The organism is Bacteroides sp. 1_1_14, from assembly GCF_000162515.1.
Lineage (GTDB): Bacteria > Bacteroidota > Bacteroidia > Bacteroidales > Bacteroidaceae > Bacteroides > Bacteroides thetaiotaomicron.
In genome coordinates this window covers 209,206-235,715 of sequence record NZ_GG774703.1, presented here as the reverse complement: position 1 = coordinate 235,715, position 26,510 = coordinate 209,206, and the positions used below count along the sequence as shown (strand labels likewise).

General features: G+C 42.0%; 26 protein-coding genes, 1 tRNA gene, 2 pseudogenes and 1 riboswitch. Of the genes and pseudogenes, 23 read left to right on the top strand and 6 right to left on the bottom strand.

Going from position 1 to position 26,510, the window contains the following annotated elements:
• Positions 1–52 precede the first annotated feature (52 nt).
• Positions 53–2,212 carry a glycoside hydrolase family 97 protein gene (locus HMPREF9007_RS19955; RefSeq protein ID WP_008760331.1) on the bottom strand — a complete coding sequence of 720 codons (2,160 nt, stop codon included), beginning with the start codon at positions 2,210–2,212 and terminating at the stop codon, positions 53–55.
• 622 nt (positions 2,213–2,834) lie between these two features.
• On the opposite strand from HMPREF9007_RS19955, the gene HMPREF9007_RS19960 reads away from it, so the two are divergent.
• The 8 genes from HMPREF9007_RS19960 to HMPREF9007_RS19995 all read left to right on the top strand — a co-directional run bounded on the left by HMPREF9007_RS19960 (position 2,835) and on the right by HMPREF9007_RS19995 (position 9,272).
• A complete protein-coding gene (locus tag HMPREF9007_RS19960; RefSeq protein ID WP_277754623.1) occupies positions 2,835–3,506 on the top strand; it encodes a M23 family peptidase in 672 nt (223 codons plus the stop codon).
• A 175-nt stretch (positions 3,507–3,681) separates the two neighbouring features.
• Positions 3,682–4,458 carry a hypothetical protein gene (locus HMPREF9007_RS19965; RefSeq protein ID WP_008760330.1) on the top strand — a complete coding sequence of 259 codons (777 nt, stop codon included), beginning with the start codon at positions 3,682–3,684 and terminating at the stop codon, positions 4,456–4,458.
• Between the two features lie 17 nt (positions 4,459–4,475).
• Positions 4,476–4,538: riboswitch (Fluoride riboswitch) on the top strand.
• Between the two features lie 27 nt (positions 4,539–4,565).
• Positions 4,566–4,940: a fluoride efflux transporter CrcB gene (crcB, locus tag HMPREF9007_RS19970; protein WP_008760329.1), complete on the top strand. Its 375-nt coding sequence runs from the start codon at positions 4,566–4,568 to the stop codon at positions 4,938–4,940.
• A gap of 20 nt (positions 4,941–4,960) precedes the next feature.
• The gene (locus HMPREF9007_RS19975) at positions 4,961–5,623 is read left to right on the top strand and encodes a pentapeptide repeat-containing protein (protein ID WP_008760328.1); all 663 of its coding nucleotides are present in this window, start codon (positions 4,961–4,963) and stop codon (positions 5,621–5,623) included.
• A gap of 179 nt (positions 5,624–5,802) precedes the next feature.
• Positions 5,803–7,083: a phosphopyruvate hydratase gene (gene eno, locus HMPREF9007_RS19980; RefSeq protein ID WP_008760327.1), complete on the top strand. Its 1,281-nt coding sequence runs from the start codon at positions 5,803–5,805 to the stop codon at positions 7,081–7,083.
• A gap of 128 nt (positions 7,084–7,211) precedes the next feature.
• Entirely contained in the window at positions 7,212–7,775 is a 564-nt protein-coding gene (locus HMPREF9007_RS19985; RefSeq protein WP_008760326.1) for an RNA polymerase sigma factor, read from the top strand.
• A complete protein-coding gene (locus tag HMPREF9007_RS19990; protein ID WP_008760325.1) occupies positions 7,772–8,179 on the top strand; it encodes a hypothetical protein in 408 nt (135 codons plus the stop codon). The genes HMPREF9007_RS19985 and HMPREF9007_RS19990 overlap by 4 nt, the downstream gene beginning before the upstream one ends.
• A 7-nt stretch (positions 8,180–8,186) precedes the next feature.
• Positions 8,187–9,272, top strand: coding sequence for a hypothetical protein (locus HMPREF9007_RS19995; RefSeq protein WP_008760324.1), 1,086 nt, complete (start codon positions 8,187–8,189; stop codon positions 9,270–9,272).
• A gap of 53 nt (positions 9,273–9,325) precedes the next feature.
• On the opposite strand, the gene HMPREF9007_RS20000 is transcribed toward HMPREF9007_RS19995, so the two are convergent.
• Positions 9,326–9,399: transfer RNA gene (locus HMPREF9007_RS20000), tRNA-Thr, on the bottom strand.
• A 314-nt stretch (positions 9,400–9,713) separates the two neighbouring features.
• Here HMPREF9007_RS20000 and HMPREF9007_RS20005 point away from each other — a divergent pair.
• From HMPREF9007_RS20005 to HMPREF9007_RS20030, 6 genes and pseudogenes are all read left to right on the top strand, one after another.
• Entirely contained in the window at positions 9,714–10,265 is a 552-nt protein-coding gene (locus tag HMPREF9007_RS20005) for a DUF4199 domain-containing protein (RefSeq protein ID WP_008760323.1), read from the top strand.
• A 23-nt stretch (positions 10,266–10,288) separates the two neighbouring features.
• The gene (locus HMPREF9007_RS20010) at positions 10,289–11,239 is read left to right on the top strand and encodes a glycosyltransferase family 2 protein (protein WP_008760322.1); all 951 of its coding nucleotides are present in this window, start codon (positions 10,289–10,291) and stop codon (positions 11,237–11,239) included.
• A gap of 20 nt (positions 11,240–11,259) precedes the next feature.
• Positions 11,260–11,811 carry a DUF6452 family protein gene (locus tag HMPREF9007_RS20015; protein ID WP_008760321.1) on the top strand — a complete coding sequence of 184 codons (552 nt, stop codon included), beginning with the start codon at positions 11,260–11,262 and terminating at the stop codon, positions 11,809–11,811.
• Positions 11,747–12,547 (top strand): DUF6048 family protein, encoded by an 801-nt coding sequence (locus HMPREF9007_RS20020; RefSeq protein ID WP_032850136.1) that lies wholly within the window; start codon positions 11,747–11,749, stop codon positions 12,545–12,547. Before HMPREF9007_RS20015 ends, HMPREF9007_RS20020 begins: the two co-directional genes overlap by 65 nt.
• 6 nt (positions 12,548–12,553) lie before the next feature.
• Positions 12,554–13,134: pseudogene (locus HMPREF9007_RS20025) on the top strand (manganese efflux pump MntP family protein).
• 38 nt (positions 13,135–13,172) lie between these two features.
• A complete protein-coding gene (locus tag HMPREF9007_RS20030) occupies positions 13,173–14,189 on the top strand; it encodes an FAD:protein FMN transferase (protein WP_008760319.1) in 1,017 nt (338 codons plus the stop codon).
• Between the two features lie 125 nt (positions 14,190–14,314).
• On the opposite strand, the gene HMPREF9007_RS20035 is transcribed toward HMPREF9007_RS20030, so the two are convergent.
• Both HMPREF9007_RS20035 and HMPREF9007_RS20040 read right to left on the bottom strand, forming a co-directional pair.
• Positions 14,315–14,686, bottom strand: a complete 372-nt coding sequence (locus HMPREF9007_RS20035; protein ID WP_008760318.1) for a DMT family protein — start codon at positions 14,684–14,686, stop codon at positions 14,315–14,317.
• Between the two features lie 27 nt (positions 14,687–14,713).
• Complete coding sequence (locus HMPREF9007_RS20040) at positions 14,714–15,460, bottom strand: ATP-binding protein (protein ID WP_008760317.1); 747 nt, start codon at positions 15,458–15,460, stop codon at positions 14,714–14,716.
• Between the two features lie 139 nt (positions 15,461–15,599).
• On the opposite strand from HMPREF9007_RS20040, the gene HMPREF9007_RS20045 reads away from it, so the two are divergent.
• From HMPREF9007_RS20045 to HMPREF9007_RS20060, 4 genes are all read left to right on the top strand, one after another.
• Positions 15,600–17,027, top strand: a complete 1,428-nt coding sequence (locus HMPREF9007_RS20045) for a tetratricopeptide repeat protein (protein ID WP_008760316.1) — start codon at positions 15,600–15,602, stop codon at positions 17,025–17,027.
• A 9-nt stretch (positions 17,028–17,036) separates the two neighbouring features.
• On the top strand, positions 17,037–17,507 hold the full coding sequence (locus HMPREF9007_RS20050; RefSeq protein ID WP_008760315.1) for an NfeD family protein: 471 nt from the start codon (positions 17,037–17,039) through the stop codon (positions 17,505–17,507).
• A gap of 23 nt (positions 17,508–17,530) precedes the next feature.
• Positions 17,531–18,532, top strand: coding sequence for a flotillin-like protein FloA (gene floA, locus HMPREF9007_RS20055; protein WP_008760314.1), 1,002 nt, complete (start codon positions 17,531–17,533; stop codon positions 18,530–18,532).
• 162 nt (positions 18,533–18,694) lie between these two features.
• Positions 18,695–19,573 carry a nucleoside phosphorylase gene (locus tag HMPREF9007_RS20060; protein ID WP_008760313.1) on the top strand — a complete coding sequence of 293 codons (879 nt, stop codon included), beginning with the start codon at positions 18,695–18,697 and terminating at the stop codon, positions 19,571–19,573.
• Between the two features lie 69 nt (positions 19,574–19,642).
• Here HMPREF9007_RS20060 and HMPREF9007_RS20065 read toward each other — a convergent pair whose 3' ends face one another.
• A complete protein-coding gene (locus HMPREF9007_RS20065) occupies positions 19,643–20,302 on the bottom strand; it encodes an NAD(P)-dependent oxidoreductase (RefSeq protein WP_008760312.1) in 660 nt (219 codons plus the stop codon).
• Positions 20,303–20,383: 81 nt separating this feature from the next.
• Positions 20,384–21,139: pseudogene (locus tag HMPREF9007_RS28040) on the bottom strand (response regulator).
• A 132-nt stretch (positions 21,140–21,271) separates the two neighbouring features.
• On the opposite strand from HMPREF9007_RS28040, the gene mnmE reads away from it, so the two are divergent.
• From mnmE to HMPREF9007_RS20090, 5 genes are all read left to right on the top strand, one after another.
• Positions 21,272–22,669: a tRNA uridine-5-carboxymethylaminomethyl(34) synthesis GTPase MnmE gene (mnmE, locus tag HMPREF9007_RS20070; RefSeq protein ID WP_008760311.1), complete on the top strand. Its 1,398-nt coding sequence runs from the start codon at positions 21,272–21,274 to the stop codon at positions 22,667–22,669.
• A gap of 249 nt (positions 22,670–22,918) precedes the next feature.
• On the top strand, positions 22,919–23,821 hold the full coding sequence (locus HMPREF9007_RS20075) for a helix-turn-helix domain-containing protein (RefSeq protein WP_008760310.1): 903 nt from the start codon (positions 22,919–22,921) through the stop codon (positions 23,819–23,821).
• Between the two features lie 84 nt (positions 23,822–23,905).
• Positions 23,906–25,012 (top strand): site-specific integrase, encoded by a 1,107-nt coding sequence (locus HMPREF9007_RS20080; protein ID WP_016662489.1) that lies wholly within the window; start codon positions 23,906–23,908, stop codon positions 25,010–25,012.
• A gap of 9 nt (positions 25,013–25,021) precedes the next feature.
• Entirely contained in the window at positions 25,022–25,387 is a 366-nt protein-coding gene (locus HMPREF9007_RS20085) for a lipoprotein (RefSeq protein ID WP_008760308.1), read from the top strand.
• Positions 25,388–25,652: 265 nt separating this feature from the next.
• A complete protein-coding gene (locus tag HMPREF9007_RS20090; RefSeq protein ID WP_008760307.1) occupies positions 25,653–26,501 on the top strand; it encodes a hypothetical protein in 849 nt (282 codons plus the stop codon).
• The last annotated feature ends 9 nt before the right edge of the window (positions 26,502–26,510 follow it).

The following is a 26,510-nucleotide window of genomic DNA, read 5'->3' as shown; positions in this document are numbered from 1 at the left end:
CTAAATTTTATTAAAAATACAAAGAAGATTGAACAATCGTTTTAGTCGCGTCTCATTTCCATTTCTTAATTGATTTCCGATCGGATAGAGTTGCTTCGATAAGACTCAATGCAAAACCACCGCTGCGTGCCAGCTTGACGGACATCTTCGTTTTATTCGTCATGATCCCTTTCTTTATCTGATAGGAAGTCGGATTCTTTTCGTAGTCAGCCTCTTTTCCATCGGCATAGAGGGTAGCTACATACTCTTTATCCGGTTCCAGAAAATCAAGAGTAAACGCGGCAGTACGGGAGTTTTCGTCAGTAATGCCGCCAACAAACCAATGATTGGTTCCTTTTGCTTTGCGGGCTACTGTAATATAATCACCCGGTTCGGCTTCCAGATATTTGCTGTCATCCCAGTCCAAAGCTACATCTTTAATAAACTGGAAAGCATCCGGATAACGCTCATAACTTTCCGGCAGATCGGCAGCCATCTGCAAAGGACTGTACATTGTTACGTAAAGGGCCAGTTGTTTCGCCAGAGTAGTACGTACAACGCTATGCTCCCCTTCCAGAAAAGAAATTCTCGTGTCGAAAATACCCGGTGTATAATCCATCGGGCCGCCGATCTGACGAGTGAATGGAAGCAAAGTAGTATGAAAAGGTTTATTGCCGGCAAAAGCTTCATATTCCGTTCCCCGTGCCGATTCATTGCCGATCAGGTTGGGATAAGTACGGCACAATCCTGTAGGACGTACAGCTTCGTGCGCATTCACACAGATTTTATAATCGGCGGCTTTCGTCACGGCATATAGATAATGGTTGTTCATCCATTGTCCATAGTGATGTTCGCCCCGAGGAATGATATTGCCAACATAACCACTTTTCACGGCATTATATCCGTTGTCAACCATAAATTGGTAGGCTGTATCGAGATGGCGTTCGTAGTTACGCACGGAGGCAGATGTTTCATGATGCATCATCAGCTTCACCCCTTTCTCTTTAGCATATGCGTTCAGCATCTTCACGTCGAAATCCGGATAGGGAGTGACGAAATCAAACACATAATCTTTTGATTTGCCGAACCAATCTTCCCAGCCTTCATTCCAGCCTTCTACCAATACCTGATCGAAACCATGTTGCGCTGCAAAGTCGATATAACGTTTTACTTTGTCATTGTTGGCAGCATGACGTCCGTTAGGGCTTGTCTTTGAATAATCCGTCTGTCCGAGTTTGACGGAATAAACATCATCTGTATATGCCCAACTGCTTTTTCCGGTAATCATCTCCCACCACACACCGATATACTTCACCGGTTTAATCCAAGAAACATCTTGATAAGCACATGGTTCGTTCAGATTCAAGGTCAGCTTGGAAGCAAGGATATCACGTGCATCATCGCTCACAATCACCGTACGCCACGGAGACTGACAGGGTGTCTGCATATAACCTTTATCTCCCATTGCATCCGGCGTCAGCCATGATTCGAAAATCAGTTTTTTGTCATCAAGATTGAGATGCATACAGGAATAATCCACCAAAGCAGCTTCGTGCAGGTTAATATACAGACCGTCGGCTGTTTTCATTTGCAGAGATGTCTGTACGCCTGTTGGTGAAAAAGACGTTTGAGAAGCATTGTCGGTAATAGCTCCTTTCATCAGTCCACGGATTTCCGTTAATCTGGATTCTGTGTAATCATATTCCTGGGTATCATAATCTCCCGGGATCCAGAAGGCAGTATGGTCACCCGTCATGGCAAACTGTGAATGTTCTTCCTTTATAACAAAATAATTCAGATTCTTCTGCTGCGGAAATTCATAGCGGAAACCTAATCCGTCATTGTAAAGCCGAAAACGGATGATCATATTCCGGTCCTGTGCCTTCTGATTCAGTGTGACAGCCATTTCATTATAATGATTGCGAATGGATTTCACTTCTCCCCACACCGGATCCCAAGTTTCGTCGAAGGTGGAAGTTTTTGTATCGATGCACGCAAACCCATTCATCAGTCCCGGATCATTCTTCAACTCAAGTCCTAACTTTGATGGTTTAATCACTCCCTTTCCTTTATAAGAAAGTTCGTATACCGGTTCTCCCTGAGTATTGACCGAAAAATCCAGTTTTAATTGTCCGTCAGGAGAAGTGATACTTTCTGCCATTGCCGTTGCACCCATAGAAAAAGAGAGTAACAGACAGAGTACTGCCGTAGTTAATATTTTCATGTTCTTCATGATATAAATGAATTAGTTAATAATCATATGGCAAATGTAGTGAGGAATAGCAAGCGTCACTTCGGATTATAATTAAAATATAGCGTTTTTGAATATCTCAATACTGATAAACACCTGTCAATAAAACATATACCAAAGTACTCCAACAGAAAAAATATAGTGCTTACATGGAGCAAGAATCTACCGCTACTTTGTATATAACATATAGTATAGGGGTATGTATATCATCTATTAATACTGTATTTTTGAAGGGATATAACCATCGTTCCACTCCAGTGCACAGATCTCATCACTCTTGTGAAAAGTTCTCACCACTAGAGTAAACAGGCCTGTTCACCCTAGTGGAACGATAAAGATGAAAGGTAGAAAAGATACAAATAGAAGCAGGATATCATAGAAAAGACAGCCGGATAAAACACTAACAACCGCCCAATGACAAGGAATACAATATAGTTCAAAATACAATATCCGCATGGGTTCGGATAGAATTATCCCAGAATTTACATCTTAATCTGAATACCAGAGACAAAAAAGTTCAAAGTATGCTATGATATTAGCATATAATTGATAAATTTGCAAGCAGAATATCTTACTTCATAACACATAATCTAATATTACTATTATGACACAGCACTTCAGATATACGACATTGTTACTTCTTACAACATTATCTACCGTTTATGTCTCCGCACAGTCTCTGCGAAAATTAATGGAAATGCCTCCGCGCATTATTGAATCGAAATGGGAGCAAACTCCGGAAGGAGGAACAGAATTAAACTATTACAACGGAGACCTGTGCAGTTACTACCTTTTCCGTGAAAATGACCGTTCATACAATTTGAACCCCGGAAAGAACACGGTATTCAGAATAGAGAAAGGCTCCAATGCCAGCAATTCTTTCAAGACTTCAAGCAGGTATATGTTCTTCCGCGGTCAATTCCCCAAAGACTTTCGGATCAGTACTCCTTATGCACTTCCTGTAAAGACCGGCGAAGAAACACAATGGCAGATCGCTCCTCAGGAATCTGCCAAAACTATGATATTCCAAATTCAGGAAGGAGACACCGTCTATGCAACCCGCAGAGGAGTCGCCTGTGCGACAGTGCTGCCACAGCAATTGTTGATATACCACCCCGACCATACCTTTGCCGCTTACCTTATGATGCGTCAAAACTTCATCCAGACAGGTGAAGAAGTCATGACCGGGCAACCTATTGGAATAGCCGGAGTACTCGGAGTATCCATCTCTTATTTTTTCTTGATAACAATAAATTCGATGCAAACGGGTTCTTAGGCTATCCATATTCTCACTTCACTCCTGTATTCCGCACAGACAAGGGGGATGTAAAACTGGAGGAGAAAACAGCCTATAAATCCGCCACAGATGATGAACTGATCATGCTTGAAATGAGTAAACGTGAAAAAAAGAAATTTCAGAAGCAGAAATACTCAAAATAAAGGGAAGCAATATGCGTATATTTTATCTTTTCCTCTGTTTCATCTGCCTTTGCGACCTGCTCCATGCGCAGACTGTAAGAATCGCTTATGAAGGCGACCCGCTTACAGACAAAGAACGCCGGAAGATCGAACAGGCCCTCCAATATGAAGTCGAATTTTACACACAATTCGGACTTCCCGATACGCTTAATCTTCAATTGACTGTATTCAACAAAAGGGAAGATGCCCTGATCTATCTGAATAAATTCAATATACATCCTCCCAAAAGTACAAACGGAATGTATATATCCAGATTACAAAAGGCCATCATATTAAGCAGAGAAAAAGAATACCAACAAGGTCTGGGCGTCATCTATCACGAACTGAGCCACCACCTCACCTTGCAAATCACGGCAGGACGTCCTCCGATATGGTTCAACGAGGGACTTGCCGAATATTTTGAACATTGTAAAGTTAATAAAAAAGGACTTCAGCACACGTTTACCGATTACGAAAAAGGAAGAATCCGCACTATATATATGTTGGGGGACATTGATCTGCCTACCTTTATCAACAGTCGCCAAAAGGAATTTATGAAGCAGCAAAGAACCGACGAACAATACGCCTATATCCTCTCTCATGCACTCGTCACTTTCTGGATCGAGAAAGTTCCCCGGCAGATATTACGTGATTTTGTACTCTCCTTTCAAAACAAAGATGACTCATCCATTGTTTCCGAACGGATAGATAAGGTTTACACCGGAGGTTTCAAACAATTTGAAAAAGATTTTGAAGCCTTCTGCAAATAGTTTTATCTTTTTTCTATCTTTGCACCGGCTATGGGATTAGCCTTTAACCGCCCTTTGGAGCTGATGATCCCTACAATTTGAATGTATAACTCTTAAATTGTCAGCTTATGCTCAAGACTTTACTCTTTATCGGTATGGGAAGTTTTACCGGAGGCGTTCTGCGTTATCTCATCTCGCGTTACGTTCAGAATTTCCTGACACCTTCCTTCCCTTTGGGAACACTGCTGGTCAATATACTCGGTTGTTTCGCCATCGGCCTGTTTTACGGACTCTTCGAACGGGGAAATCTGATGAACCCCAATCTGAAAATATTTCTCACCGTAGGATTCTGTGGAGGATTCACCACCTTTTCAACCTTCATGAATGAGAACTTTCAGTTAATCAAAGACGATAATTTCTTCTACCTCTCACTCTATGTAGGCCTCAGCTTGTTTGTAGGATTCATTATGCTGTACTTGGGATATTCACTTGTAAAACAATAAACATAACATATCTACATCATATGATCAAAAGAAATGCAGCCAAGCCCGTCCGTGTGGCTCCTCCCATGATGGAGGAACAGGAAGTCAGTACAAGCACCTTGCAAGAACTGCTCGAAAAAGAGGAAACCGTCTCAAATCTCATATTCAGCAAAGGAAGAGAAGAGGGAATCAGCAAGTCTTACAAGAGTTTCAAGAACTGCACTTTCCGGAATCAGACATTCAGCGAATGTAAATTCCGTTCTTCTCAGCTGGCAGATATACGGTTTGAGAACTGCGACCTGTCCAATATATCTTTTGCAGAAAGCTCCCTTTACCGAGTAGAATTCATTTCCTGCAAATTACTGGGAACCAACCTTTCAGAGACGACCATGAATCATGTTTTATTGCATGACTGTAATGCCTCTTACATCAATCTGGCGATGAGCAAAATGAATCAGGTACGCTTCTCGCACTGCCATTTCCGGAACGGAAGTTTCAATGAGTGCCGTTTCTCTTCCATCGCCTTCGACAGTTGTGATCTGGTAGAAGCTGACTTTTCTCATGCTCCGCTCCGTGGAATCGACCTGCGTACTTCGCGCATCGGTGGAATAACACTTAATATCAGCGACCTGAAAGGAGCTGTCATTACTTCCTTGCAGGCCATGGACTTGCTTCCACTGTTGGGAGTTATTATCGAAGACTAGAATTCTGCCAATTTCATCCATCCGCATTCAAACAAAAAGCATCGTCACATTGTTATCTAATAAGACCGGACTAATGACATCTAGGGAGTATGATTCGAAAGAATACCTATTTATAGTGATTTCCCACTCTCTGTCAAGTCCGTACTTTTGCAAAAATATTATTCAAAACAATAGAAACGATGAAAATAGAAAAAATTGTAGCTCGAGAAATTCTCGATTCAAGAGGTAACCCCACAGTAGAAGTTGACGTAGTATTGGAATCAGGTATCATGGGACGTGCGTCTGTTCCGTCAGGTGCTTCCACAGGTGAACATGAAGCACTCGAACTTCGTGATGGTGACAAGCAACGTTACGGTGGCAAAGGCGTACAAAAGGCGGTGGACAATGTAAACAAGATCATTGCTCCGAAACTGATCGGTATGTCTTCTCTCAACCAAAGAGGAATCGACTACGCAATGTTGGCACTCGACGGTACTAAAACCAAGTCCAATCTAGGTGCTAACGCTATTCTTGGCGTATCTCTCGCTGTAGCCAAAGCAGCAGCCAGCTATCTTGATCTCCCTCTCTATCGCTATATCGGCGGAACAAATACATACGTAATGCCTGTACCGATGATGAATATCATCAATGGCGGTTCACACAGTGACGCTCCTATCGCATTCCAGGAATTCATGATTCGTCCGGTAGGTGCACCCTCATTCAGAGAAGGTTTGAGAATGGGCGCCGAAGTATTCCACGCTTTGAAGAAAGTACTGAAAGATCGTGGCCTCAGCACTGCCGTAGGCGACGAAGGTGGTTTCGCTCCTAACCTCGAAGGTACGGAAGATGCTCTGAACTCTATCATCGCAGCCATCAAAGCTGCCGGATACGAACCAGGTAAAGACGTAATGATCGGTATGGACTGCGCTTCTTCCGAATTCTACCATGACGGTATCTACGACTATACCAAGTTTGAAGGTGCCAAAGGCAAGAAACGTACCGCCGAAGAACAGATCGACTACCTGGAAGAACTGATCAACAAATTCCCAATCGACTCCATCGAAGACGGTATGAGCGAAAACGACTGGGAAGGCTGGAAGAAACTGACTGAACGTATCGGCGACCGTTGCCAGTTGGTAGGTGATGACCTGTTCGTTACGAACGTTGACTTCCTCGCAATGGGTATCGAGAAGGGATGTGCAAACTCTATCCTGATCAAAGTAAACCAAATCGGTTCGCTGACCGAAACTCTGAACGCTATCGAAATGGCTCACCGTCATGGCTATACGACTGTCACTTCCCACCGCTCCGGCGAAACGGAAGACGCAACGATTGCAGACATCGCAGTAGCTACGAATAGCGGACAGATCAAGACCGGTTCATTAAGCCGTTCGGACCGTATGGCTAAATATAACCAACTGCTCCGCATCGAAGAAGAACTCGGTGACTTGGCTGTATACGGATATAAGAGAATCAAATAATCTTTATTCTCTTTTCAGATATCTTTCCCCCGGGCAATGTGTTGTCCGGGGATTTTTTTATATATTTGATGACTTACAAACGACCTGAAGCATTTTGCTACGTATCATATAGTAAACAGGAATAAATAATGATGAATCAGGAAAAAATACAGGAACTGGTCAGCCGAAGTCAGCAGGACGACAAAAGGGCCTTCGCCCTACTGGTTTCAGAATTCCAGCCACTGGTGTTCCGACTAGCTTTCCGTTTACTTTGTGATGAAGAGGAAGCCAGAGACATAACACAAGAAACATTTGTAAAAGTATGGTTATCCCTGAAAACGTACAATCAGAAAAACCGCCTGTCAACCTGGCTTTACAAAATCACCTGTAACACCTGTTACGACCGTTTGCGTTCGTTACGCCATTCTCCGCTGGATAATGAATCCGCCTTTTCCGATTCGGTAAATATTCCTTCTGACGATCATATTGAGATATCTCTTTCCAACAAGCAGTTGAAAGAACTGATATTGCGATATACCAACGAACTGCCTCCCCAGCAGAAAGTCGTTTTCACGCTTCGGGATGTCGAAGAGTTGGAGGTAGCAGAAGTACAGATTATCACAGGATTATCGCCCGAAAAGATAAAAAGTACCTTGTACCTTGCCAGAAAGAACATACGTAATAAAATGAATCAAATAGATCCCGACTTATGAAACAAGAAGATAAACAGTATGAAAAATGGCTGACCGAAATCAAAAGTAACCAGCCGATATTGGAAAATCCGGAGGAACTGACCGCTACCATCCTCAACAGAATATCCGGGATCTCACCGGAAAGGAAACGGAGAAAGTTTCTCATAGGAGCATGGGCATCCGGCATTGCCGCCTCATTATTACTCCTGCTATTCATCAATGACACTTGCTTCACTTCTGTCCCTCACCGGACAGAAATGCAAAATGAATATGATAACTGGTCAAACAGCATTCCATTACCTGACAACTGGGAAGAAATGCGACTGCTGGAAAAGAATACTTATCTATCCTCTCAATATATACAACACCGGAAATCCCGGAAGATGCAAATCTTACAAGTCATCAAAGAAAAACGATTAAAATAGACAGAATATGAAAACCAACTATTTCTTAATAACCATGCTACTGTTACTTAGCATGACTTCTTGCAGCACCTATTATCGGACGACTTCACGAGTTGAAAGGGACGGAAGTATGTACAGGGAAATCTATGCACAAGGCGATTCCGCTTTCATTGCAGGAGATAAGACACATAATCCTTTTCTGTTTCAACCGGATGCCAACTGGCAATTAGTAAATCTGGACTCTACAATTAAATTCAACTTTTGGGGCGAAGAAGAAAAGCTGAATGTAAAGGCCTGCCAAAAACTCTCCGGAATAGATGGGGAATACTTCACTGTTGCCAAAGGTAAAGAGCATCTGAGTGCTATGGCTATACCTATGGAACGGGTAAAGAAGAGTTTCAGATGGTTTTACACCTATTATATATATACGGCCACTTACAAAGAACTTCAGGACAAAGGCCCTGTACCTCTTGACAATTATCTGAATAAGGAAGAGCAAATGATTTGGCTTCAGGGAAACGATGATGCCTTCAGAGGTATGAACGGCATCGAAATGAATGATAAACTGGATAAACTCGAAGCTAAATTCGGAGAATGGTATAACCGCAGCGTCTATGAAATCAACTGGGAAGTCATCCACCACTTCGCTTCTTTACAAGGAGATACTGCTTGCCTGCAGTGTCTGAAGGAATTGAAAGATTCTGTTTACAAGAAACATTCGTCAGAAAAAGGTGACAGTATGGGAGACGCTGATATCGAGGAAGTCTGTAACATGTTTGATAAAGCTTGCAGTACGAAATACTTTTCGGACCTTTATAAAACAAATAAAGAAATGATGGATGCCCTGTGCGAAGAGAAAATCAACATCGCCGAAATTTTCTATCAGGCTATACAATTTGAGTTGACAATGCCCGGTAGGCTGCTCACCTCTAACGCCAAAGTTCTGAAAAATGATGTAGTCATCTGGAAAATAGACGGCTTCCGGCTTCTCGCTGGTGATTACGTACTTACCGCAGAGTCACGGGTTATTAATTACTGGGCATTCGGGATTACTTTATTCATTATGCTCTTTGTCTTAGGAGTTTTCATCAAATTATACAGGAAGAGATCATAAGAGTAGAACAGAAAAAGCATCCAAGTAAAATACTTGAATGCTTTTTCTTTCTGAGCCTCTTGTCGGATTCGAACCAACGACCCCGAGATTACAAATCACGTGCTCTGGCCAACTGAGCTAAAGAGGCGGGTGGGTAAGCTTACTATATCGCGCCGCTACAACCAACTACCTTTGCTGCGATCAAGCCCTGGAGGATTCGAAGGGAGCTGGCCGTATAGGACTTACCCGTTTTGCGGTTGCAAAGGTAGGTATTTTTATGGATTCTGCAATAGCTGTAGGCAACTTTTTTGCATAAAAGAAAGTAATACTCTACATTTCAAGCAATTAAAAATCAAAAAAAATATTCGAGTGCCAACTTTTACTGCTTTATTAACTTTAACAACCATATTCCCTTTACCAACCGATATTATTTGTACCTTTGTGCGCAATTTATTAACGAAGATGACAGAGAACAGAAGCTATTTACAGAAATATGCCATGCACTTTGGCACGTATATGGGAATCTATTGGATATTGAAGTTCATTTTATTTCCGTTGGGATTCCACATCCCTTTCCTTTCACTATTATTTGTAATCCTGACGTTGGCAGTGCCGTTCATTGGCTATCACTACGTGAAGATGTATCGTGACAAAATATGTGGAGGAAGTATCCAATTCTCTCATGCGGTTCTCTTTACCATATTCATGTATATGTTTGCTTCCCTGCTGGTAGCCGTTGCACACTACGCCTATTTCCAGTTCATTGACCACGGCTTTATCATCAACTCCTATATCCAGCTATGGGACGAACTGATGACTAAAACACCTGCCTTGATGGAAAATCAAGAGATAATAAAAGAAACGATAGATACTGCCCGTTCACTTACTTCCATCAATATCACCATGCAACTCCTGTCATGGGATGTATTCTGGGGAAGTTTACTGGCCATTCCTACCGGATTGATGGTAATGAAGAAAGCACGACCGGAAAACAATACCCCGGCCCAATCATAATTCGTAATTCATAATTATTAAAAATGAATATATCAGTTGTAGTCCCATTATTCAATGAAGAAGAGTCACTGCCCGAACTCTACGCTTGGATAGAACGGGTAATGAAAGCCAACGGATTCTCATTCGAAGTGATTTTCGTTAACGACGGAAGTACAGACCGTTCATGGGAGGTAATAGAAAAACTCAAAGCCCAATCGGACTGCGTAAAAGGCATCAAGTTCCGCCGCAATTACGGTAAATCGCCAGCACTCTACTGCGGATTTGCAGAAGCACAAGGAGATGTGGTGATCACAATGGATGCCGACTTACAGGACAGCCCGGACGAAATACCGGAATTATACCGGATGATTACGGAAGACGGATATGATCTTGTGTCCGGATGGAAGCAAAAAAGATATGATCCGCTATCAAAGACACTGCCGACAAAGTTATTCAATGCTACCGCACGCAAAGTATCAGGTATTCCAAACCTGCACGACTTCAACTGCGGTCTGAAAGCCTATCGCAAAGATGTCGTGAAAAACATCGAAGTATATGGCGAAATGCACCGCTATATCCCCTACCTTGCTAAGAATGCCGGATTCCAGAAGATAGGTGAAAAGGTGGTACACCACCAGGCACGTAAATATGGCTCTACCAAATTCGGATTCAACCGTTTCTTCAACGGATATCTGGATTTGATTTCTCTTTGGTTCCTGTCTAAATTCGGAGTGAAGCCGATGCATTTCTTCGGATTATTAGGATCGCTTATGTTCTTTATCGGAATGATCTCCGTTATCATGGTAGGTGTCAGCAAACTGCACGCAATGTACAACGGTCTCCCCTACCGGCTTGTAACCGATTCTCCTTATTTCTATCTATCGCTCACAGCGATGATTATCGGTACACAGTTATTCCTTGCCGGATTCCTGGGAGAACTGATCTCACGTAATGCCCCCGAACGGAACAATTATCAGATAGAAAAGAAAATTTAATTCACGCCCAATAACCGATTATGAAGAATTTAATTCGTATCTTTTTAATAGTAGTAATTGTTGGTGCAGGTATAAGCATCGGCAGTTCGTGTTCGGACGAAAACGATTGTTCGCTGGCGGGACGCCCCATGATGTACTGCACATTGTACACAATTGACGAGATAACCGACCTCAGGGTAAACGACACACTGGACTCATTAACAATTACAGCATTGGGAACAGACTCAATCATTCTCAACAACCAGAAAAAAGTACATACGCTGATGTTACCGTTACGCTATACCAGCGATACAACTGTTTTTATTTTCCGCTACGATCCAGACCGTAAACCGAATGACGTCGATACATTAATTATTGTACAACAAAACACTCCGTATTTCCAGTCAATGGAATGTGGGTATATGATGAAACAAAACATTCTCAGTACGAGATACGGCAATCCGAGAAAAACCGCAGATCAGGAAAAAATAGACTCACTTCATATATCAAACAAAGAAGCCAATACAAATGAAATTCAGAATTTGGAAATATTCTATAGATATCGCGACCGCACGCCTCCTACGATTGAGTAGTGTGCTGCTCCTCTTTTGTATTGGATTACCGTCAATTGCACAACAGCAACAACAACGACCGGGTCCTGTACAGAAAAGAGACCAGAAGAAGAAAGAGGCTGTAGTCGATACCATCCCGTTTTATAATGGGACGTATGTTGGTGTGGACATATACGGCATCGGAAGTAAAATGCTAGGTGGCGACTTCATGAGCTCCGAAGTCAGCATAGGCGTCAACCTTAAAAACAAGTTCATCCCGACTATCGAGTTTGGTATGGGAGGAACAGATACATGGAATGAAACGGGAATACACTACAAAAGTAAGACCGCCCCATTCTTCCGGATTGGTGTAGACTATAACACGATGGCAAAGAAAAAGGAGAAAAACAGCTATCTATATGTAGGTCTCCGCTATGCGTTCAGTTCATTCAAATATGATGTGTCAACCCTGCCGGTTGACGACCCTATTTGGGGAGGAAGCATCGGAAATCCGAGTCTGGAAGACGACTATTGGGGAGGAAGCGTTCCTTTCAGTCATTTAGGAATGAAAGGGTCTATGCAGTGGTTTGAATTAGTGATAGGTGTCAAAGTACGTATTTATAAGAATTTCAATATGGGCTGGTCTGTACGCATGAAATATAAGACAAATGCTTCGACCAATGAATACGCCAACCCTTGGTATGTGCCCGGCTACGGAAAATTTAAATCAAATAACATGGGAATTACCTATTCCCTTATTTACAAATTACCTCTTTAAAGAATAATGACAGGACTAGAGATTTGGCTGCTTGCAATAGGCTTAGCGATGGATTGTTTCGCTGTTTCAATTGCAAGCGGTATTATTTTGAAACGTATTCAATGGAGACCGATGCTGGTCATGGCTTTGGCGTTCGGACTTTTTCAGGCTCTGATGCCATTCATTGGATGGATGTTTGCAAAGACTTTCAGCCACCTGATAGAAAGCGTAGACCACTGGATCGCTTTCGCTATCCTTGCCTTCCTGGGCGGACGTATGATTCTTGAATCTTTAAAAACGAGGACTGCCGTCAGACATTTAACCCCGCAAGCCCGAAAGTCGTATTCACAATGGCGATAGCGACAAGTATCGATGCACTGGCAATAGGCATCTCCTTTGCCTTGCTCGGAATCAACAACTATACCGAAATCCTCTCTCCTATCCTTATCATCGGATTCGTATCATTCGTCATGTCACTCATTGGTCTTTACTTCGGTATCAAATGTGGTTGTGGATGTGCACGGAAATTAAAGGCGGAATTATGGGGCGGCATCATTCTGGTCGCTATCGGATTAAAAATATTGATAGAACATCTATTCTTACAATAACAAGCATTGGTTCCTCTAATAAAAAAACAGAAAAACGTATGAAAACAAAAAAGAGTTTCCTTTGGCTGGCCTTCCTCATCTTGGCAACAATCTGGATATTAGCCAGACGTAACCAAAAAGCAGAGTTTAATACCGCCAGTGGTTTTGTGTTTGGCACAGTATACAAGATTGCGTATCAACATGACGCTGATCTGAAACCGGAGATTGAAGCGGAATTAAAACGTTTCGACCAGTCTCTCTCACCGTTCAATGACAGTTCGGTCATTAGTCGCGTCAATCGCAATGAAGAGCTAGTGACGGACAGCTTTTTTCAGACTTGCTTTAATCGTTCCATGGAAATCTCCCGCGAAACGAAAGGAGCTTTTGACATAACGATAGCTCCTCTTGCCAATGCCTGGGGATTTGGCTTTAAAAAAGGCGCCTTCCCAGATTCATTGATGATAGACAGCCTGCTACAGATTACCGGTTACGAAAAAGTGAAGCTGGAGAACGGAAAGGTAGTCAAGCAAGATCCGCGTATAATGTTAAGTTGCAGTGCGGTTGCAAAAGGCTATTCGGTAGATGTAATAGCCCGCCTGCTCGACCGGAAAGGAATCAAAAACTATATGGTAGATATAGGTGGTGAAGTAGTAGTAAAAGGTAAAAATGCGACAGGAGATCTGTGGCGTATCGGAATTAACAAGCCATACGACGACTCATTAGCTGTTAAGCAAGATATACAAGTAGTACTCAACCTGACAGATTTAGGTATGGCTACTTCGGGAAACTACCGCAACTATTATTATAAGGATGGCAAAAAGTATGCTCATACCATCGACCCCAGAACAGGTTATCCAGTACAGCACAGTATCCTGTCTTCTACTGTGATTGCCGAAGACTGTATGACGGCTGATGCTTTGGCTACCTCTTTCATGGTAATGGGACTGGAAGAAGCTGAAAAGTTCTGTAAAGCAAATCCTATGATCGATGCCTACTTTATATATAGCGGCGAGAATGGAGAGTTTAAAACTTACTATACGGATGGCATGAAACGATATATGCCTGATGCCAAATAGAAAAATGCTTTGCAAATAAGCATATAAACGGAGGCTCCATTTCATACGAATAGAGCCTCCGTTTATATAAAACAGCACCTCTGTTGAAGCCAAACGAAGCCTCTGTTTCAGAGTGGCTGAAACAGTTATTTCATAAACACAAAATAAACAGCTGCAATCAGACAAACAAATGCTGCCAGATGGTTCCAGTGCAAAGTTTCTCCCTTAAAGAAAACGGTGGTAAAAACAGTAAATATGATCAAAGTAATCACTTCTTGAATCACTTTCAACTGCATCAACGAGAATGGACCGCCATTCCCGACAAAGCCGATACGATTCGCCGGTATTTGACAAGAATATTCAAAAAATGCAATGACCCAACTAAAGGTAATCACACCTATCAACGGAAGAGCAGCAAACCAAGAATACTCTTGTTTCATCTTTAAATGCCCATACCATGCAAAGGTCATAAAAACATTGGATACAATGAGTAATAAAATTGTATAGAAACCTTTCATCTTATTATATACTAAAATTAGTAATTATCAGTCTATTTTATCCGGCAATAATTCTTCCTGCACATTCGTCATGCTCCCCCACAAGCTGTAGCGAGCTTCCGGATTCATCGCTTCCAACTGTCGCAGAATACCCTTCATATCACTTCGGCTGGACTGTGATTCATAAGGACAATTCTTCACTTGCTTCCGGTAGTCATGCAATGCAGCCAGTTCAACCAGATCAGCCTCGTGCACCATACACATCGGTCGGATAATTGTCATATCAAATTTCTTCATCACCAAACGGGGCGGCATCGTGCTAAATGCCCCCTGATAAGTAATGTTCATCAACAATGTTTCCAAAATATCATCCATGTGATGTCCTAAAGCAATCTTATTGCATCCTTGCTCCTTGGCAACCGTAAACAGAGCTTTCCGACGATTCCAGGAACAAAGAAAGCAGGGAGACTTACGTGTATCCGTAGCAGGATCAAAGGACGTTTCGTACTGTACGAAAGGCACTCCAAAAGATTCACAATATGCTTTCAGATATTCAGTATCACTTTGGTAAGGAATATTATTCATCACCACATGAACAGCTATCACAGAAAACCGAGGCTTATAAATACGCGCCCGCTTGCCCAGCAACTCTACAAGTGCCAACGAATCTTTCCCGCCCGACAGTCCGATAAGGATTTTGTCCCCTTCTTCTATCAGTCTATACTGCACCACTCCTTTATTGAATCGCCGTTCAATACGGCGGATCGTCTTCTCTTCTTCCGTAAATTGTGTCATATCTTCAAAAATCGGCTGCAAAAGTAAGCGAAAAGAATGATTTAAAGAAGAATTAACATAATAGAATCTCTGAAAAAGGGTTTATTTCTAATAAATTTGTACTTTTGAACAATTGATGCATGGATTAGTGAATAAAACAATGAAAAGAAAATATATTCTATTTATAATTTGCAGTTTCTTCTTCGGAGGAGTATCTGCACAAACATTGGAACAGGCACGCACCTTATTTACAAAAGGTGACTACGAACAAGCCAAACCCGTATTTCAGAAATATGCCAAATCTCAACCATCCAATGGTAACTACAGCTATTGGTACGGTGTCTGCTGCCTGAAAACCGGAGAACCGGAAGAAGCCGTGAAGTATCTCGAAACCGCTGTAAAAAGACGGGTAGCCGGTGGACAACTCTATCTGGGACAAGCTTACAATGATACTTATCGTTTCGAAGATGCAGTCAACTGCTTTGAAGAATATATCGCCGACCTCAGCAAACGCAAAAGATCGACGGAAGAAGCTGAAGCTCTATTGGAAAAGAGCAAAGCTGACCTGCGTATGCTCAAAGGAGTAGAAGACGTGTGCATTATTGACAGTTTCGTGGTAGATAAAGCAAATTTCCTGAGCGCATACAAGATCAGTGAAGAGTCTGGCAAGCTATTTACATTCAACGAATTCTTCCAAACCGAAGGAGATCATCCGGGAACAGTTTATGAAACAGAAATCGGTAATAAAATCTATTATAGCGAAAAGGGAGAAAGAGGAAATCTGGATATATTCTCCAAAAATAAATTACTGAATGAATGGAGCAACGGTCACCCGTTGCCCGGCAGCATCAACGAATCCGGAAACGCCAACTACCCGTTTGTTTTATCGGATGGCGTTACTATTTATTATGCAACCGATGGCGAAGGACTGGGAGGATATGATATTTTTGTCACTCGTTACAACACAAATACGGACTCTTATCTGACGCCGGAAAATGTGGGAATGCCGTTCAATTCACCTTATAATGATTATATGTACGTCATCGACGAATACAATAATCTAGGTTGGTTTGCCTCCGACCGTTTCCAGCCCGAAGAGAAGGTCTGCATCTATGTGTTCATTCCTAATTCGTCTAAACAGACTTATAATTATGAGGCGATGGACCCGCAACAGATGATCCGTCTGGCACAGATTCATTCGCTGAAGGAAACTTGGAAAGATGAAAATACAGTAACGGAGGCACTGCAACGTCTGAAAGAGGCAATCAATCATAAGCCACAGGAACGTCGTGTGGTTGATTTCGAGTTTGTCATCGATGATAGCACGACCTATTATCAGTTGAGTGACTTCAAATCTCCCAAAGCAAAGCTACTGTTCCAAAGTTACCGGCAACTGGAAAAAGATTATCTGCAACAGGAAGATAAACTGAACGGTCTGCGCCAGCAATATGCAAGCGCCAATCAACAAGGAAAAGAAAAACTTGCTCCCGCAATCCTTGATCTGGAAAAAAGAATTCTGCAAATGAATGAAGAGCTGGATGCTCTTGGAGTAAGTGTGCGTAATGCCGAAAAAACAAAATCAAAATAATACAGAGTTATGGACATACTGATTATCACCGTTCTCATCATTGCTGCAGTAATACTATTTTTGGTTGAACTGTTTGTCATTCCGGGGATTAGCCTGGCTGGCATTTCAGCACTTGCTTGTATTCTCTATGCCAACTATTACGCTTTCGCCAATCTGGGTATGGCAGGAGGATTTATCACTTTAGGGATATCGGCTGTCGCCTGTATCGGTTCGCTTATCTGGTTCATGCGTTCGAAGATGCTGGATAAGTTGGCTTTGAAAAAAGATATTGACTCGAAAGTAGACCGCAGTGCGGAAAAGAGCGTCAAGGTAGGCGACACAGGAATCAGCACTACCCGCCTGGCACAAATCGGTTATGCTGAGATTAACGGTAACATCGTGGAAGTAAGATCGATAGATGGCTTCCTCAATGAAAAAACTCCCATCATTGTGAGCCGCATCACTGACGGTACCATTCTGGTTGAGAAACACAAAATATAATATTCACTTAATATAAATTATCAATGGAAACATCTTTGTACTTACCTATCGTTCTGATTGTTGGAGGTATTATTTTCCTAATACTATTTTTCCATTATGTGCCGTTCTTCCTTTGGTTGTCGGCTAAAGTATCAGGCGTTAACATCTCGTTGATTCAACTCTTCCTGATGCGTATCCGTAATGTTCCGCCGTATATCATTGTTCCGGGCATGATCGAAGCCCACAAAGCCGGATTGAAGAACATCACCCGTGATGAACTGGAAGCCCACTACCTTGCCGGAGGCCATGTAGAAAAAGTAGTACATGCGCTGGTATCCGCATCGAAAGCCAACATTGAGCTGTCATTCCAGATGGCAACCGCTATCGACCTTGCCGGACGTGATGTGTTTGAAGCTGTTCAGATGTCTGTAAACCCGAAAGTGATTGATACTCCTCCTGTTACTGCAGTAGCCAAAGACGGTATCCAGCTGATAGCGAAAGCTCGTGTAACAGTACGTGCCAGCATCAAGCAGCTGGTCGGTGGTGCCGGAGAAGATACCATCCTTGCCCGTGTAGGTGAAGGTATCGTTTCCTCTATCGGTTCTTCGGAAAACCACAAGTCAGTACTCGAAAATCCGGATTCTATCTCTAAACTTGTACTCCGCAAGGGATTGGATGCAGGAACTGCTTTCGAAATTCTGTCTATTGATATCGCGGATATCGATATAGGTAAAAACATTGGTGCAGCTTTGCAGATTGACCAGGCTAATGCAGACAAGAACATCGCACAGGCTAAAGCAGAAGAACGCCGTGCAATGGCTGTCGCTTCCGAACAGGAAATGAAAGCTAAGGCACAGGAAGCACGTGCCAAAGTAATCGAAGCGGAAGCGGAAGTACCTAAAGCAATGGCAGAGGCCTTCCGTAGCGGCAATCTGGGTATAATGGATTATTACCGTATGAAAAATATCGAAGCCGATACTTCAATGCGCGAAAACATTGCCAAACCAACGACTGGTGGTACCACCAACCAGCCTTTGAGTAAATAGTCTACCAAACGCCGGAACCCGATTCCTATTCAGTTCATCTGCGTATCTTCTCTTTGACAAACTTGCAAAAGAAAAGAAAGATACCTCTTCCGAACTAAAATCCGGTTCCGGCGTTTCTATTTATATATACGACTTATTGTAAAACTAAAACCGTTCAATAACATGAAAAAGTACTTTCCATCCTCTGAACTGATTATCAACGAAGACGGCTCGGTATTCCATCTTCACGTAAAGCCCGAATGGCTGGCAGATAAAGTGATCCTTGTAGGAGATCCAGGACGTGTAGCACTCGTAGCTTCTCACTTTGAAAACAAAGAATGCGAAGTGGAAAGCCGCGAATTCAAAACAATCACGGGTACATATAAAGGTAAACGAATCACAGTGGTTTCTACCGGAATTGGTTGCGACAATATCGACATCGTTATGAACGAACTGGATGCGCTTGCCAACATCAACTTTGAGACACGGGAAGAAAAAGAAAAGTTCCGCCAACTGGAGTTAGTACGTATCGGTACGTGCGGCGGCTTGCAGCCAAATACTCCGGTAGGCACCTTCGTTTGTTCACAGAAATCTATCGGTTTCGACGGATTATTGAATTTTTATGCCGGACGTAATGCGGTATGCGATCTTCCTTTCGAACGTGCTTTCCTTAACCACATGGGCTGGTCGGGAAATATGTGTGCCCCTGCGCCTTATGTTATTGATGCCAGTGAAGAACTGATTGACCGGATTGCTAAAGAAGATATGGTACGTGGTGTAACGATTGCCGCAGGAGGCTTCTTTGGGCCACAAGGACGTGAGCTCCGTATTCCGTTAGCAGACCCGAAACAAAATGATAAGATTGAAACATTTGAATATAAAGGCTTTAAGATTACCAACTTCGAAATGGAAAGTTCGGCACTTGCAGGACTTAGCCGACTGATGGGACATAAGGCAATGACCGTCTGTATGGTAATAGCCAACCGACTGATCAAAGAGGCTAATACCGGATATAAGAATACAATCGATACACTGATTAAGACTGTGCTCGACAGAATATAGGAGATATATCCATCATTACAAAATGGCTTGAATCATACTCTGTATTGTATGTTCCAAGCCATTTTTTCATTAATATCCAATCGTAAATCTCTCCTGGTGATGCTTGGGATGTTCCAACTCATCGATCATTGCAGCCGCATAGTCTTCTACTGAAATATGGCTGTTACCCACGATATCCACAATCATATCATCTTTGCCCAAACGGTAACGTCCGGTGCGTACTCCTGGTCTCATATCTGCTGCCGGAGAGAAAAATACCCAGTCAATCTCTTTCTCCTTCATCAGGAAATTCAGATAAAACTCTCCCAATGCTTTTACGCCCGGTAAGATATTCTCCGGTACTTCACCCGAATCCATCAGTCGCAATCCCGGCGCAATAAACAGCGAGCCGGCACCACCTACCATCAGGAAGCGATTCACTCCCGCTTTCTTCACTCCATCAATGATAGTCAGATATACTTTGATGGTTTCGTCATATATATTAGGATTATTCCATCCCGGATTGAATGCACTGATAACGGCATCCGCTCCTTTGCAAACTTCGCATACTTCATCGAGCGAAGAGACATCCGCTTTCTTTACTTTCAGATGTTCGTTCTCTATCTTTATTTTTTCGGGATGACGAACTACAGCTGTCACTTCAAAGCCACGATTCAATGCCTCATTTAGCAGAGCGGAACCAACAAAGCCGCTAGCTCCGATGAGGACCATCTTTTTCACTTTCTCCATATTCCAACAAAAATTAGATTGTTATTATTAGTTTAATAACAATCTAACTTTCAGAATGTTGGTCTCCTTTTAGAAAATTAATTATCCGATATAGATTTCAATCGTTTCTTTCAGTTTCTCCAAAGAATATGGTTTGGAGAAAACTGCATTGCATCCAGCTTGAATACTATCCATCACAGGCATACGAATATCCATTAATATCAAGTCCGGTTTTTCCCGAATAAAGCTATTGATTGCTTCCTGTCCGTTACGCACCCACAGGATGATATACTCTTTCTTCAGTAAGATATTCAGCTGGGCAAAGTTCGATTCGATATCCTCCACAACCAAAATCTTTTTATGACGTACGGATTCAGAATCAATCTTAATAGAAAGACTCTGTTCGGCAACTTCTACCGGATACCGCAGAATCGTACCCGCGCCATCAGCACATCCGTTATAAAGAAATTCTCGTCAAAGATGAAAATAAATTCGGGTAAAGCTTCTATTATTTTACAGTTATGTTCTTCCAGCCAAATCACCTCACCATGTTCTCCGACACAACGAACCTGTATCTAATATGCTTTGGACTCCGAAGCAAGCATTTCAGCAAAAGCAGTCTGATAGGCATTTATATCTCCGGGGTATGCGAAATGGTAAAAGTCATTAATGCCTTTAAACCTCTTTCAAGCCTAACGTGCGGAAGTAATCGTCCGTAAAGCTACATTTTCCTGTCGGAATATCATATTCCCATAAAGCTATTTGGTGTGCGGCAAGTACATAAAGTTTCTTTTGTGAATTTTCCCGTATGATTTCATTATTCTCATTCGGTGAATATAAGTTTGTATCCGGCTCCATAGACTATCATTATATTTTGTATGTGCATTGTTTGAACGGCAGCAAATATAAACAAATAAAGCACAAGTTGTGTCTAATCTTATTTTTTTTACTTAGAAACAATTATCTTTGCATCATCCAAAAAGAAATATAATGAATCAAGATACTATCTGCGCTATTGCTACCGCTCAAGGAGGTGCCATCGGAAGCATCCGTGTTTCCGGTCCTGAAGCTATTTCCATTACAAGCCGCATCTTCCAACCAGCCAAAGCCGGCAAATTACTTAGTGAACAAAAACCTTATACGCTGACATTCGGGCGTATCTATAACGGAGAAGAAATCATAGACGAAGTCCTTGTGAGTCTTTTCCGGGCTCCTCATTCCTATACGGGAGAGGATAGTACAGAAATCACGTGTCATGGTTCTTCCTATATTCTTCAGCAAGTAATGCAATTGTTGATTAAGAACGGTTGCCGTATGGCTCAACCGGGAGAATATACCCAACGCGCGTTCCTCAACGGAAAGATGGACTTAAGTCAGGCGGAGGCTGTAGCCGATTTGATTGCATCTTCTTCCGCAGCCACTCATCGTTTGGCCATGAGTCAGATGCGGGGAGGTTTTAGCAAAGAGTTAACAGATCTACGCAACAAGTTGCTGAACTTCACTTCCATGATTGAACTGGAACTTGACTTCAGCGAAGAAGATGTGGAGTTTGCTGATCGTTCGGCATTGCGAAAACTCGCAGATGAAATAGAGCAGGTTATCTCCCGACTGGTTCATTCATTCAATGTAGGGAATGCCATTAAGAATGGTGTTCCGGTGGCTATCATCGGTGAAACGAATGCGGGGAAATCTACTTTACTGAATGTATTACTGAACGAGGATAAAGCAATCGTCAGTGATATTCATGGTACCACACGTGATGTCATTGAAGATACTATTAATATAAGTGGCATCACTTTCCGATTCATTGATACTGCCGGAATCCGGGAAACAAATGATACCATTGAAAGTCTTGGTATCGAACGTACATTCCAAAAGTTGGATCAAGCGGAGATCGTACTTTGGATGGTTGATTCATCTGATGCATCTTCTCAGATAAAGCAATTATCAGAAAAGATCATCCCTCGTTGTGAGGAGAAACAACTAATTGTTGTATTCAACAAAGCGGATTTGATTGAGGAAAAGCAGAAAGAAGAATTATCTGCTTTATTAAAGAACTTCCCTAAAGAATACACGAAATCTATCTTCATATCGGCAAAAGAACGTAAACAGACCGACGAGTTACAAAAGATGCTTATTAACGCAGCACATCTGCCTACGGTTACACAAAATGATATTATTGTGACAAACGTAAGGCATTATGAAGCTTTAAGTAAAGCTTTAGATGCTATCCATCGAGTGCAGGATGGGCTTGATTCACATATATCCGGAGATTTTCTTTCGCAAGATATACGGGAGTGTATTTTCTTCATTTCGGATATTGCAGGGGAAGTGACGAATGATATGGTACTTCAGAATATTTTTCAGCATTTTTGTATTGGCAAGTAAGTGGTGATTACCAACGGTTAGCATATATCATCAACGATTATTAAGGCGTTCATTTTGAGCGCCTTTCTTTTTAGCCTTGTAAGCGATAGTTATCGTTTATAGGGCTTTTTCAGCTCATTTTTGTACCGTATTTGTTGCTCGCTTGTTACTCTCCGATTTTAGGTCGGAAAGGTCGTGGATACACTGGTACGTCATGGTACGTGGTGGTACGCGATGAAACAGATTTGGTGAAATAAACGGATAAATAAAATGAGTAGTAGAATCGACATTCAGAAAAGATGTAAGTGGTGCAACGCGGTTTTCACAGCTCATAAGACGACCACAGAGTATTGTTCACACCGATGTGCCAACCTTGCCTACAAAGACAGGGTTAGGAAACAGCGTATCGAAAGTCTGCAACACGAATTAGGGAAAAGCATAAGGACACCTCCTAATTTGAATAAGGAGTATCTTACTCCATCAGAAGTAGCCAAGTTATTAAACATTGGGCGTACTTCTATATATCGCTATATCCACAATGGAATAATCAAAGTAATCCGGTTTGAAAGGAAAACGCTTGTTCGCAGAGCTGATATAGAAAATATGACTGACTATCTTTCGAAAGAAAACGAGAAGACATCAACAAAAGAGAAAGCCCCTATCACCGACTTCTACACCACTGCAGAAGTCAAAGAGAAATACCATGTAAACGAGTCATGGATATTTGCGGTAGCCAAGAAGAACAACATCCCTCGCACTTTCAATCGTGGCAAAACTTACTGGAGCAAGAAACATATAGACACTTATTTTGCCAAGAAAGCCCCGAACCCTGACATTACTGAATGGTACAGCACCCAAGAAATGCAGGAGAAATTCGGCATGACTTTATCCGCCATCTACTGTTTCGTTTCCAAGAATGCCATTCCGAAGAAGAAAGAGGGAATCATGGTGTACTATTCCAAGAAACATGTGGATATAGCAAAAGGTATAGCTGCACCCGAAGAACCGCAATATTATACGGTAGCCGAAGCGATGGAGAAGTTCAACCTAACCCGTGACCAACTCTATCATTACGCAAAATATCATAATATCTCAAAGGTCAAGAAAGGCAAATACACGCTTATCTCCAAGCCAGAACTGGATAAGTTGCTTGCAGCACCGAAGATTGAATAAGTTATTTATCGGTGAATGTACCCACTATCGAATCACCATATTCCTTTGCACCAAACAAATGTAAAACTCTAAATATTAAACAGTATGACACACACATGTACAAAAGTAACAGTTCGTCAAAGAGCGATTCGGAATAATCGCATCTCCTTGTATCTGGATTATTATCCGGCAGTTCGTAACCCCGAAACGATGCAGATGAGCCGCAGGGAATATCTCGGTATTTACATCTATGCCCATCCGAAGAACGAAATGGAACGGGAGTTCAACAACGATATGTTGAACAAAGCAGAAGCAATCCGTTGCATCCGGGTACAATCACTCATCAATGAAGAATTTGGTTTCTTGGATAAGACCAAGCAAAAAGCCGATTTCCTCGCCTATTTCAAGAAGATGTGTCGGAACAAAGACCAGAAATGGCAATTCGTCTATCAGCATTTCTACAACTTCGTCAAGGGACAATGTACCTTTGGCGATGTAAATGTAGACTTATGCAAAAAATTCCGTGAATACTTGCTGAATGCCAAGCAACTCAAACATAGCAACCGACCCATATCCCTCAATTCGGCATCCGGCTACTACTCTACTTTCAGAGGATTATTGAAGATTGCCTATCGGGACAAATGGTTTCGTGAGAACATCAATGACTATCTTGATAAGATTGAGCCACAAGATGTGAAGAAAGAGTATCTGACTCTGAACGAAGTGAAGCAACTTGCCGCCACTCCTTGCGACATCCCCGTATTGAAAGCTGCCTCTTTGTTTGCTTGTCTGACAGGCTTACGCATCAGTGATATTCTAAACCTGCAATGGGAAGACTTCACTATCGCCCCCGACCAAGGCTATTGTTTACGTATCAGAACACAGAAAACCCAGACGGAAGCGACACTCCCCATCAGTTACGAAGCCTACGAACTATGCGGCACACCCGGAACAGGCAAGGTTTTCAAGGATTTGAAGCGAAGTATGATTAATTACCCACTGAAAAGCTGGCTCAAAAAGGCAGGAATAACGAAACCGATAACCTTCCACGGATTTCGTCACTCGTATGCCGTCATACAAATATCCTTAGGTACAGATATTTACACAGTATCAAAGATGCTAACGCATAAGAACGTGTCCACAACTCAAATATATGCCGATTTGGTCAATTCCAAGAAGCGAGAAACAGCCAATAAAATATCACTCAAGTAAATTGTAACTATGAAACGAGGAATCATAACCAACAAAGGGCAAGGCATCCATATTTCTGATGGAGAAGTATGGATGACCACTTGGGAACTTGCAGACTTGTTTTATACAACGGCTGGAGCTATCCATGCAGCAATCAAGAGAATCTTGAAAACCAATATTTTGAAGAGCCACGAAGTTTGTAAGTACATCAAATTGGAGAATGGGAACAATGCCGATGTGTATAATCTCGATATGGTTGTAGCCTTATCTTATCAAATAGACACCGGACATTCCATAGTATTCAGAGAATGGCTAATAAACAAAGTCGCTCATAATCAAGATTGCAACATCCTTTTATATCTCAACAAGGGTACAAACCATACATTGTATTGCTAATAAGCTATATCTCTATACCCTATTGATTATCTGCATTGTTTCACCCCAAATGATGCAGATAATTTCTGTTTTTAAGATACACAAGTCTATTTACCCAACTATTTTCATTCAAAAACAAGAAATTTGCAATACGCTTATTATTAGGAGTGTAACGTGGTGAAAAGTGATGAAATATATCGTCAAAAGCCCATTAACAAGCAAAACTATGGATTTTCTCAAAAATTAATCCTATATATTTGCACACAAACGATTAATACATCTCACTATGGAACAGAGAAAGATAGAACATATAACATTGCATCTGATTGTTTTTGGTACAATCGCAATCATTGGTGTTTTAGCCCGTCAGACCGTACTTCACTATGGTTGGGACGAGTTCAGCAGCTACCTTATTTTGGTGGTATGCTCCATTGTCATGGGTGCAATCTATCTCAATCTGCAAATTGTATTCAGCCAATTTCTTTCATCTACAATAGAGAAGTGCTTTATGAAATTTGAGTGCTACAGCAATAAGGCTGTGGTAATTGAAACTCCTATAGTACACTCCATGCTTGCCGAAAGTACCATAAATTCAGAATCCATCATTTCTGAACCTGAACCCGAAATTGAAATCGAAACTACATCTGACATAACAGAAGAGGTTTCTAATCCATCGTGTTCCGAACTCAACGAAGACATGGCAGAACTTCCCATCGAAGAATCCAATCAGCCAACAGAATACGAGATATTTCGTGCCAACGCTATGGCTGAAAAGGAACGGGCATCGCAAGAAAAATTAGATAAGGTTCTCTCATATACGAAACAGAACTTGGCTCTCTACCTTAGCGAAACTGATCTCAATCGTCTATGTGGATATATCACGGAATACTTCCTATCCGATTCCTTGCCTAAAGTGGAGCAGATAAAGGTTGACACTCAATTAAGAACCATTGACATCATGCACTTTGGCTGGAATATAGGTAAGGCATTCGGCAAGCCACGCCTACATACTGCCACATTTATCAAGAAAGTATTTGCTCATACCCTCCGTGATTCGGAAATATCCACCATTGAACGCAAAATGTCGCACACAGAATCAGAGTGCAAGATTAAACTGGATAGAAAAATTGCATAGCTGCAATAC

Coding starts and splice junctions, on each gene's coding strand:
- HMPREF9007_RS20035 (WP_008760318.1), bottom strand. CDS start 14,686: ATGAAAGGTTTCTATACAATTTTATTACTCATTGTATCCAATGTTTTT.
- eno (WP_008760327.1), top strand. CDS start 5,803: ATGAAAATAGAAAAAATTGTAGCTCGAGAAATTCTCGATTCAAGAGGT.
- HMPREF9007_RS20090 (WP_008760307.1), top strand. CDS start 25,653: ATGGAACAGAGAAAGATAGAACATATAACATTGCATCTGATTGTTTTT.
- HMPREF9007_RS19995 (WP_008760324.1), top strand. CDS start 8,187: ATGAAAACCAACTATTTCTTAATAACCATGCTACTGTTACTTAGCATG.
- HMPREF9007_RS20060 (WP_008760313.1), top strand. CDS start 18,695: ATGAAAAAGTACTTTCCATCCTCTGAACTGATTATCAACGAAGACGGC.
- mnmE (WP_008760311.1), top strand. CDS start 21,272: ATGAATCAAGATACTATCTGCGCTATTGCTACCGCTCAAGGAGGTGCC.
- crcB (WP_008760329.1), top strand. CDS start 4,566: ATGCTCAAGACTTTACTCTTTATCGGTATGGGAAGTTTTACCGGAGGC.
- HMPREF9007_RS19990 (WP_008760325.1), top strand. CDS start 7,772: ATGAAACAAGAAGATAAACAGTATGAAAAATGGCTGACCGAAATCAAA.
- HMPREF9007_RS19965 (WP_008760330.1), top strand. CDS start 3,682: ATGCGTATATTTTATCTTTTCCTCTGTTTCATCTGCCTTTGCGACCTG.
- HMPREF9007_RS20015 (WP_008760321.1), top strand. CDS start 11,260: ATGAAGAATTTAATTCGTATCTTTTTAATAGTAGTAATTGTTGGTGCA.
- floA (WP_008760314.1), top strand. CDS start 17,531: ATGGAAACATCTTTGTACTTACCTATCGTTCTGATTGTTGGAGGTATT.
- HMPREF9007_RS20075 (WP_008760310.1), top strand. CDS start 22,919: ATGAGTAGTAGAATCGACATTCAGAAAAGATGTAAGTGGTGCAACGCG.
- HMPREF9007_RS19960 (WP_277754623.1), top strand. CDS start 2,835: ATGACACAGCACTTCAGATATACGACATTGTTACTTCTTACAACATTA.
- HMPREF9007_RS20020 (WP_032850136.1), top strand. CDS start 11,747: ATGAAATTCAGAATTTGGAAATATTCTATAGATATCGCGACCGCACGC.
- HMPREF9007_RS19975 (WP_008760328.1), top strand. CDS start 4,961: ATGATCAAAAGAAATGCAGCCAAGCCCGTCCGTGTGGCTCCTCCCATG.
- HMPREF9007_RS19955 (WP_008760331.1), bottom strand. CDS start 2,212: ATGAAGAACATGAAAATATTAACTACGGCAGTACTCTGTCTGTTACTC.
- HMPREF9007_RS20010 (WP_008760322.1), top strand. CDS start 10,289: ATGAATATATCAGTTGTAGTCCCATTATTCAATGAAGAAGAGTCACTG.
- HMPREF9007_RS20080 (WP_016662489.1), top strand. CDS start 23,906: ATGACACACACATGTACAAAAGTAACAGTTCGTCAAAGAGCGATTCGG.
- HMPREF9007_RS20050 (WP_008760315.1), top strand. CDS start 17,037: ATGGACATACTGATTATCACCGTTCTCATCATTGCTGCAGTAATACTA.
- HMPREF9007_RS19985 (WP_008760326.1), top strand. CDS start 7,212: ATGATGAATCAGGAAAAAATACAGGAACTGGTCAGCCGAAGTCAGCAG.
- HMPREF9007_RS20040 (WP_008760317.1), bottom strand. CDS start 15,460: ATGACACAATTTACGGAAGAAGAGAAGACGATCCGCCGTATTGAACGG.
- HMPREF9007_RS20045 (WP_008760316.1), top strand. CDS start 15,600: ATGAAAAGAAAATATATTCTATTTATAATTTGCAGTTTCTTCTTCGGA.
- HMPREF9007_RS20085 (WP_008760308.1), top strand. CDS start 25,022: ATGAAACGAGGAATCATAACCAACAAAGGGCAAGGCATCCATATTTCT.
- HMPREF9007_RS20005 (WP_008760323.1), top strand. CDS start 9,714: ATGACAGAGAACAGAAGCTATTTACAGAAATATGCCATGCACTTTGGC.
- HMPREF9007_RS20030 (WP_008760319.1), top strand. CDS start 13,173: ATGAAAACAAAAAAGAGTTTCCTTTGGCTGGCCTTCCTCATCTTGGCA.
- HMPREF9007_RS20065 (WP_008760312.1), bottom strand. CDS start 20,302: ATGGAGAAAGTGAAAAAGATGGTCCTCATCGGAGCTAGCGGCTTTGTT.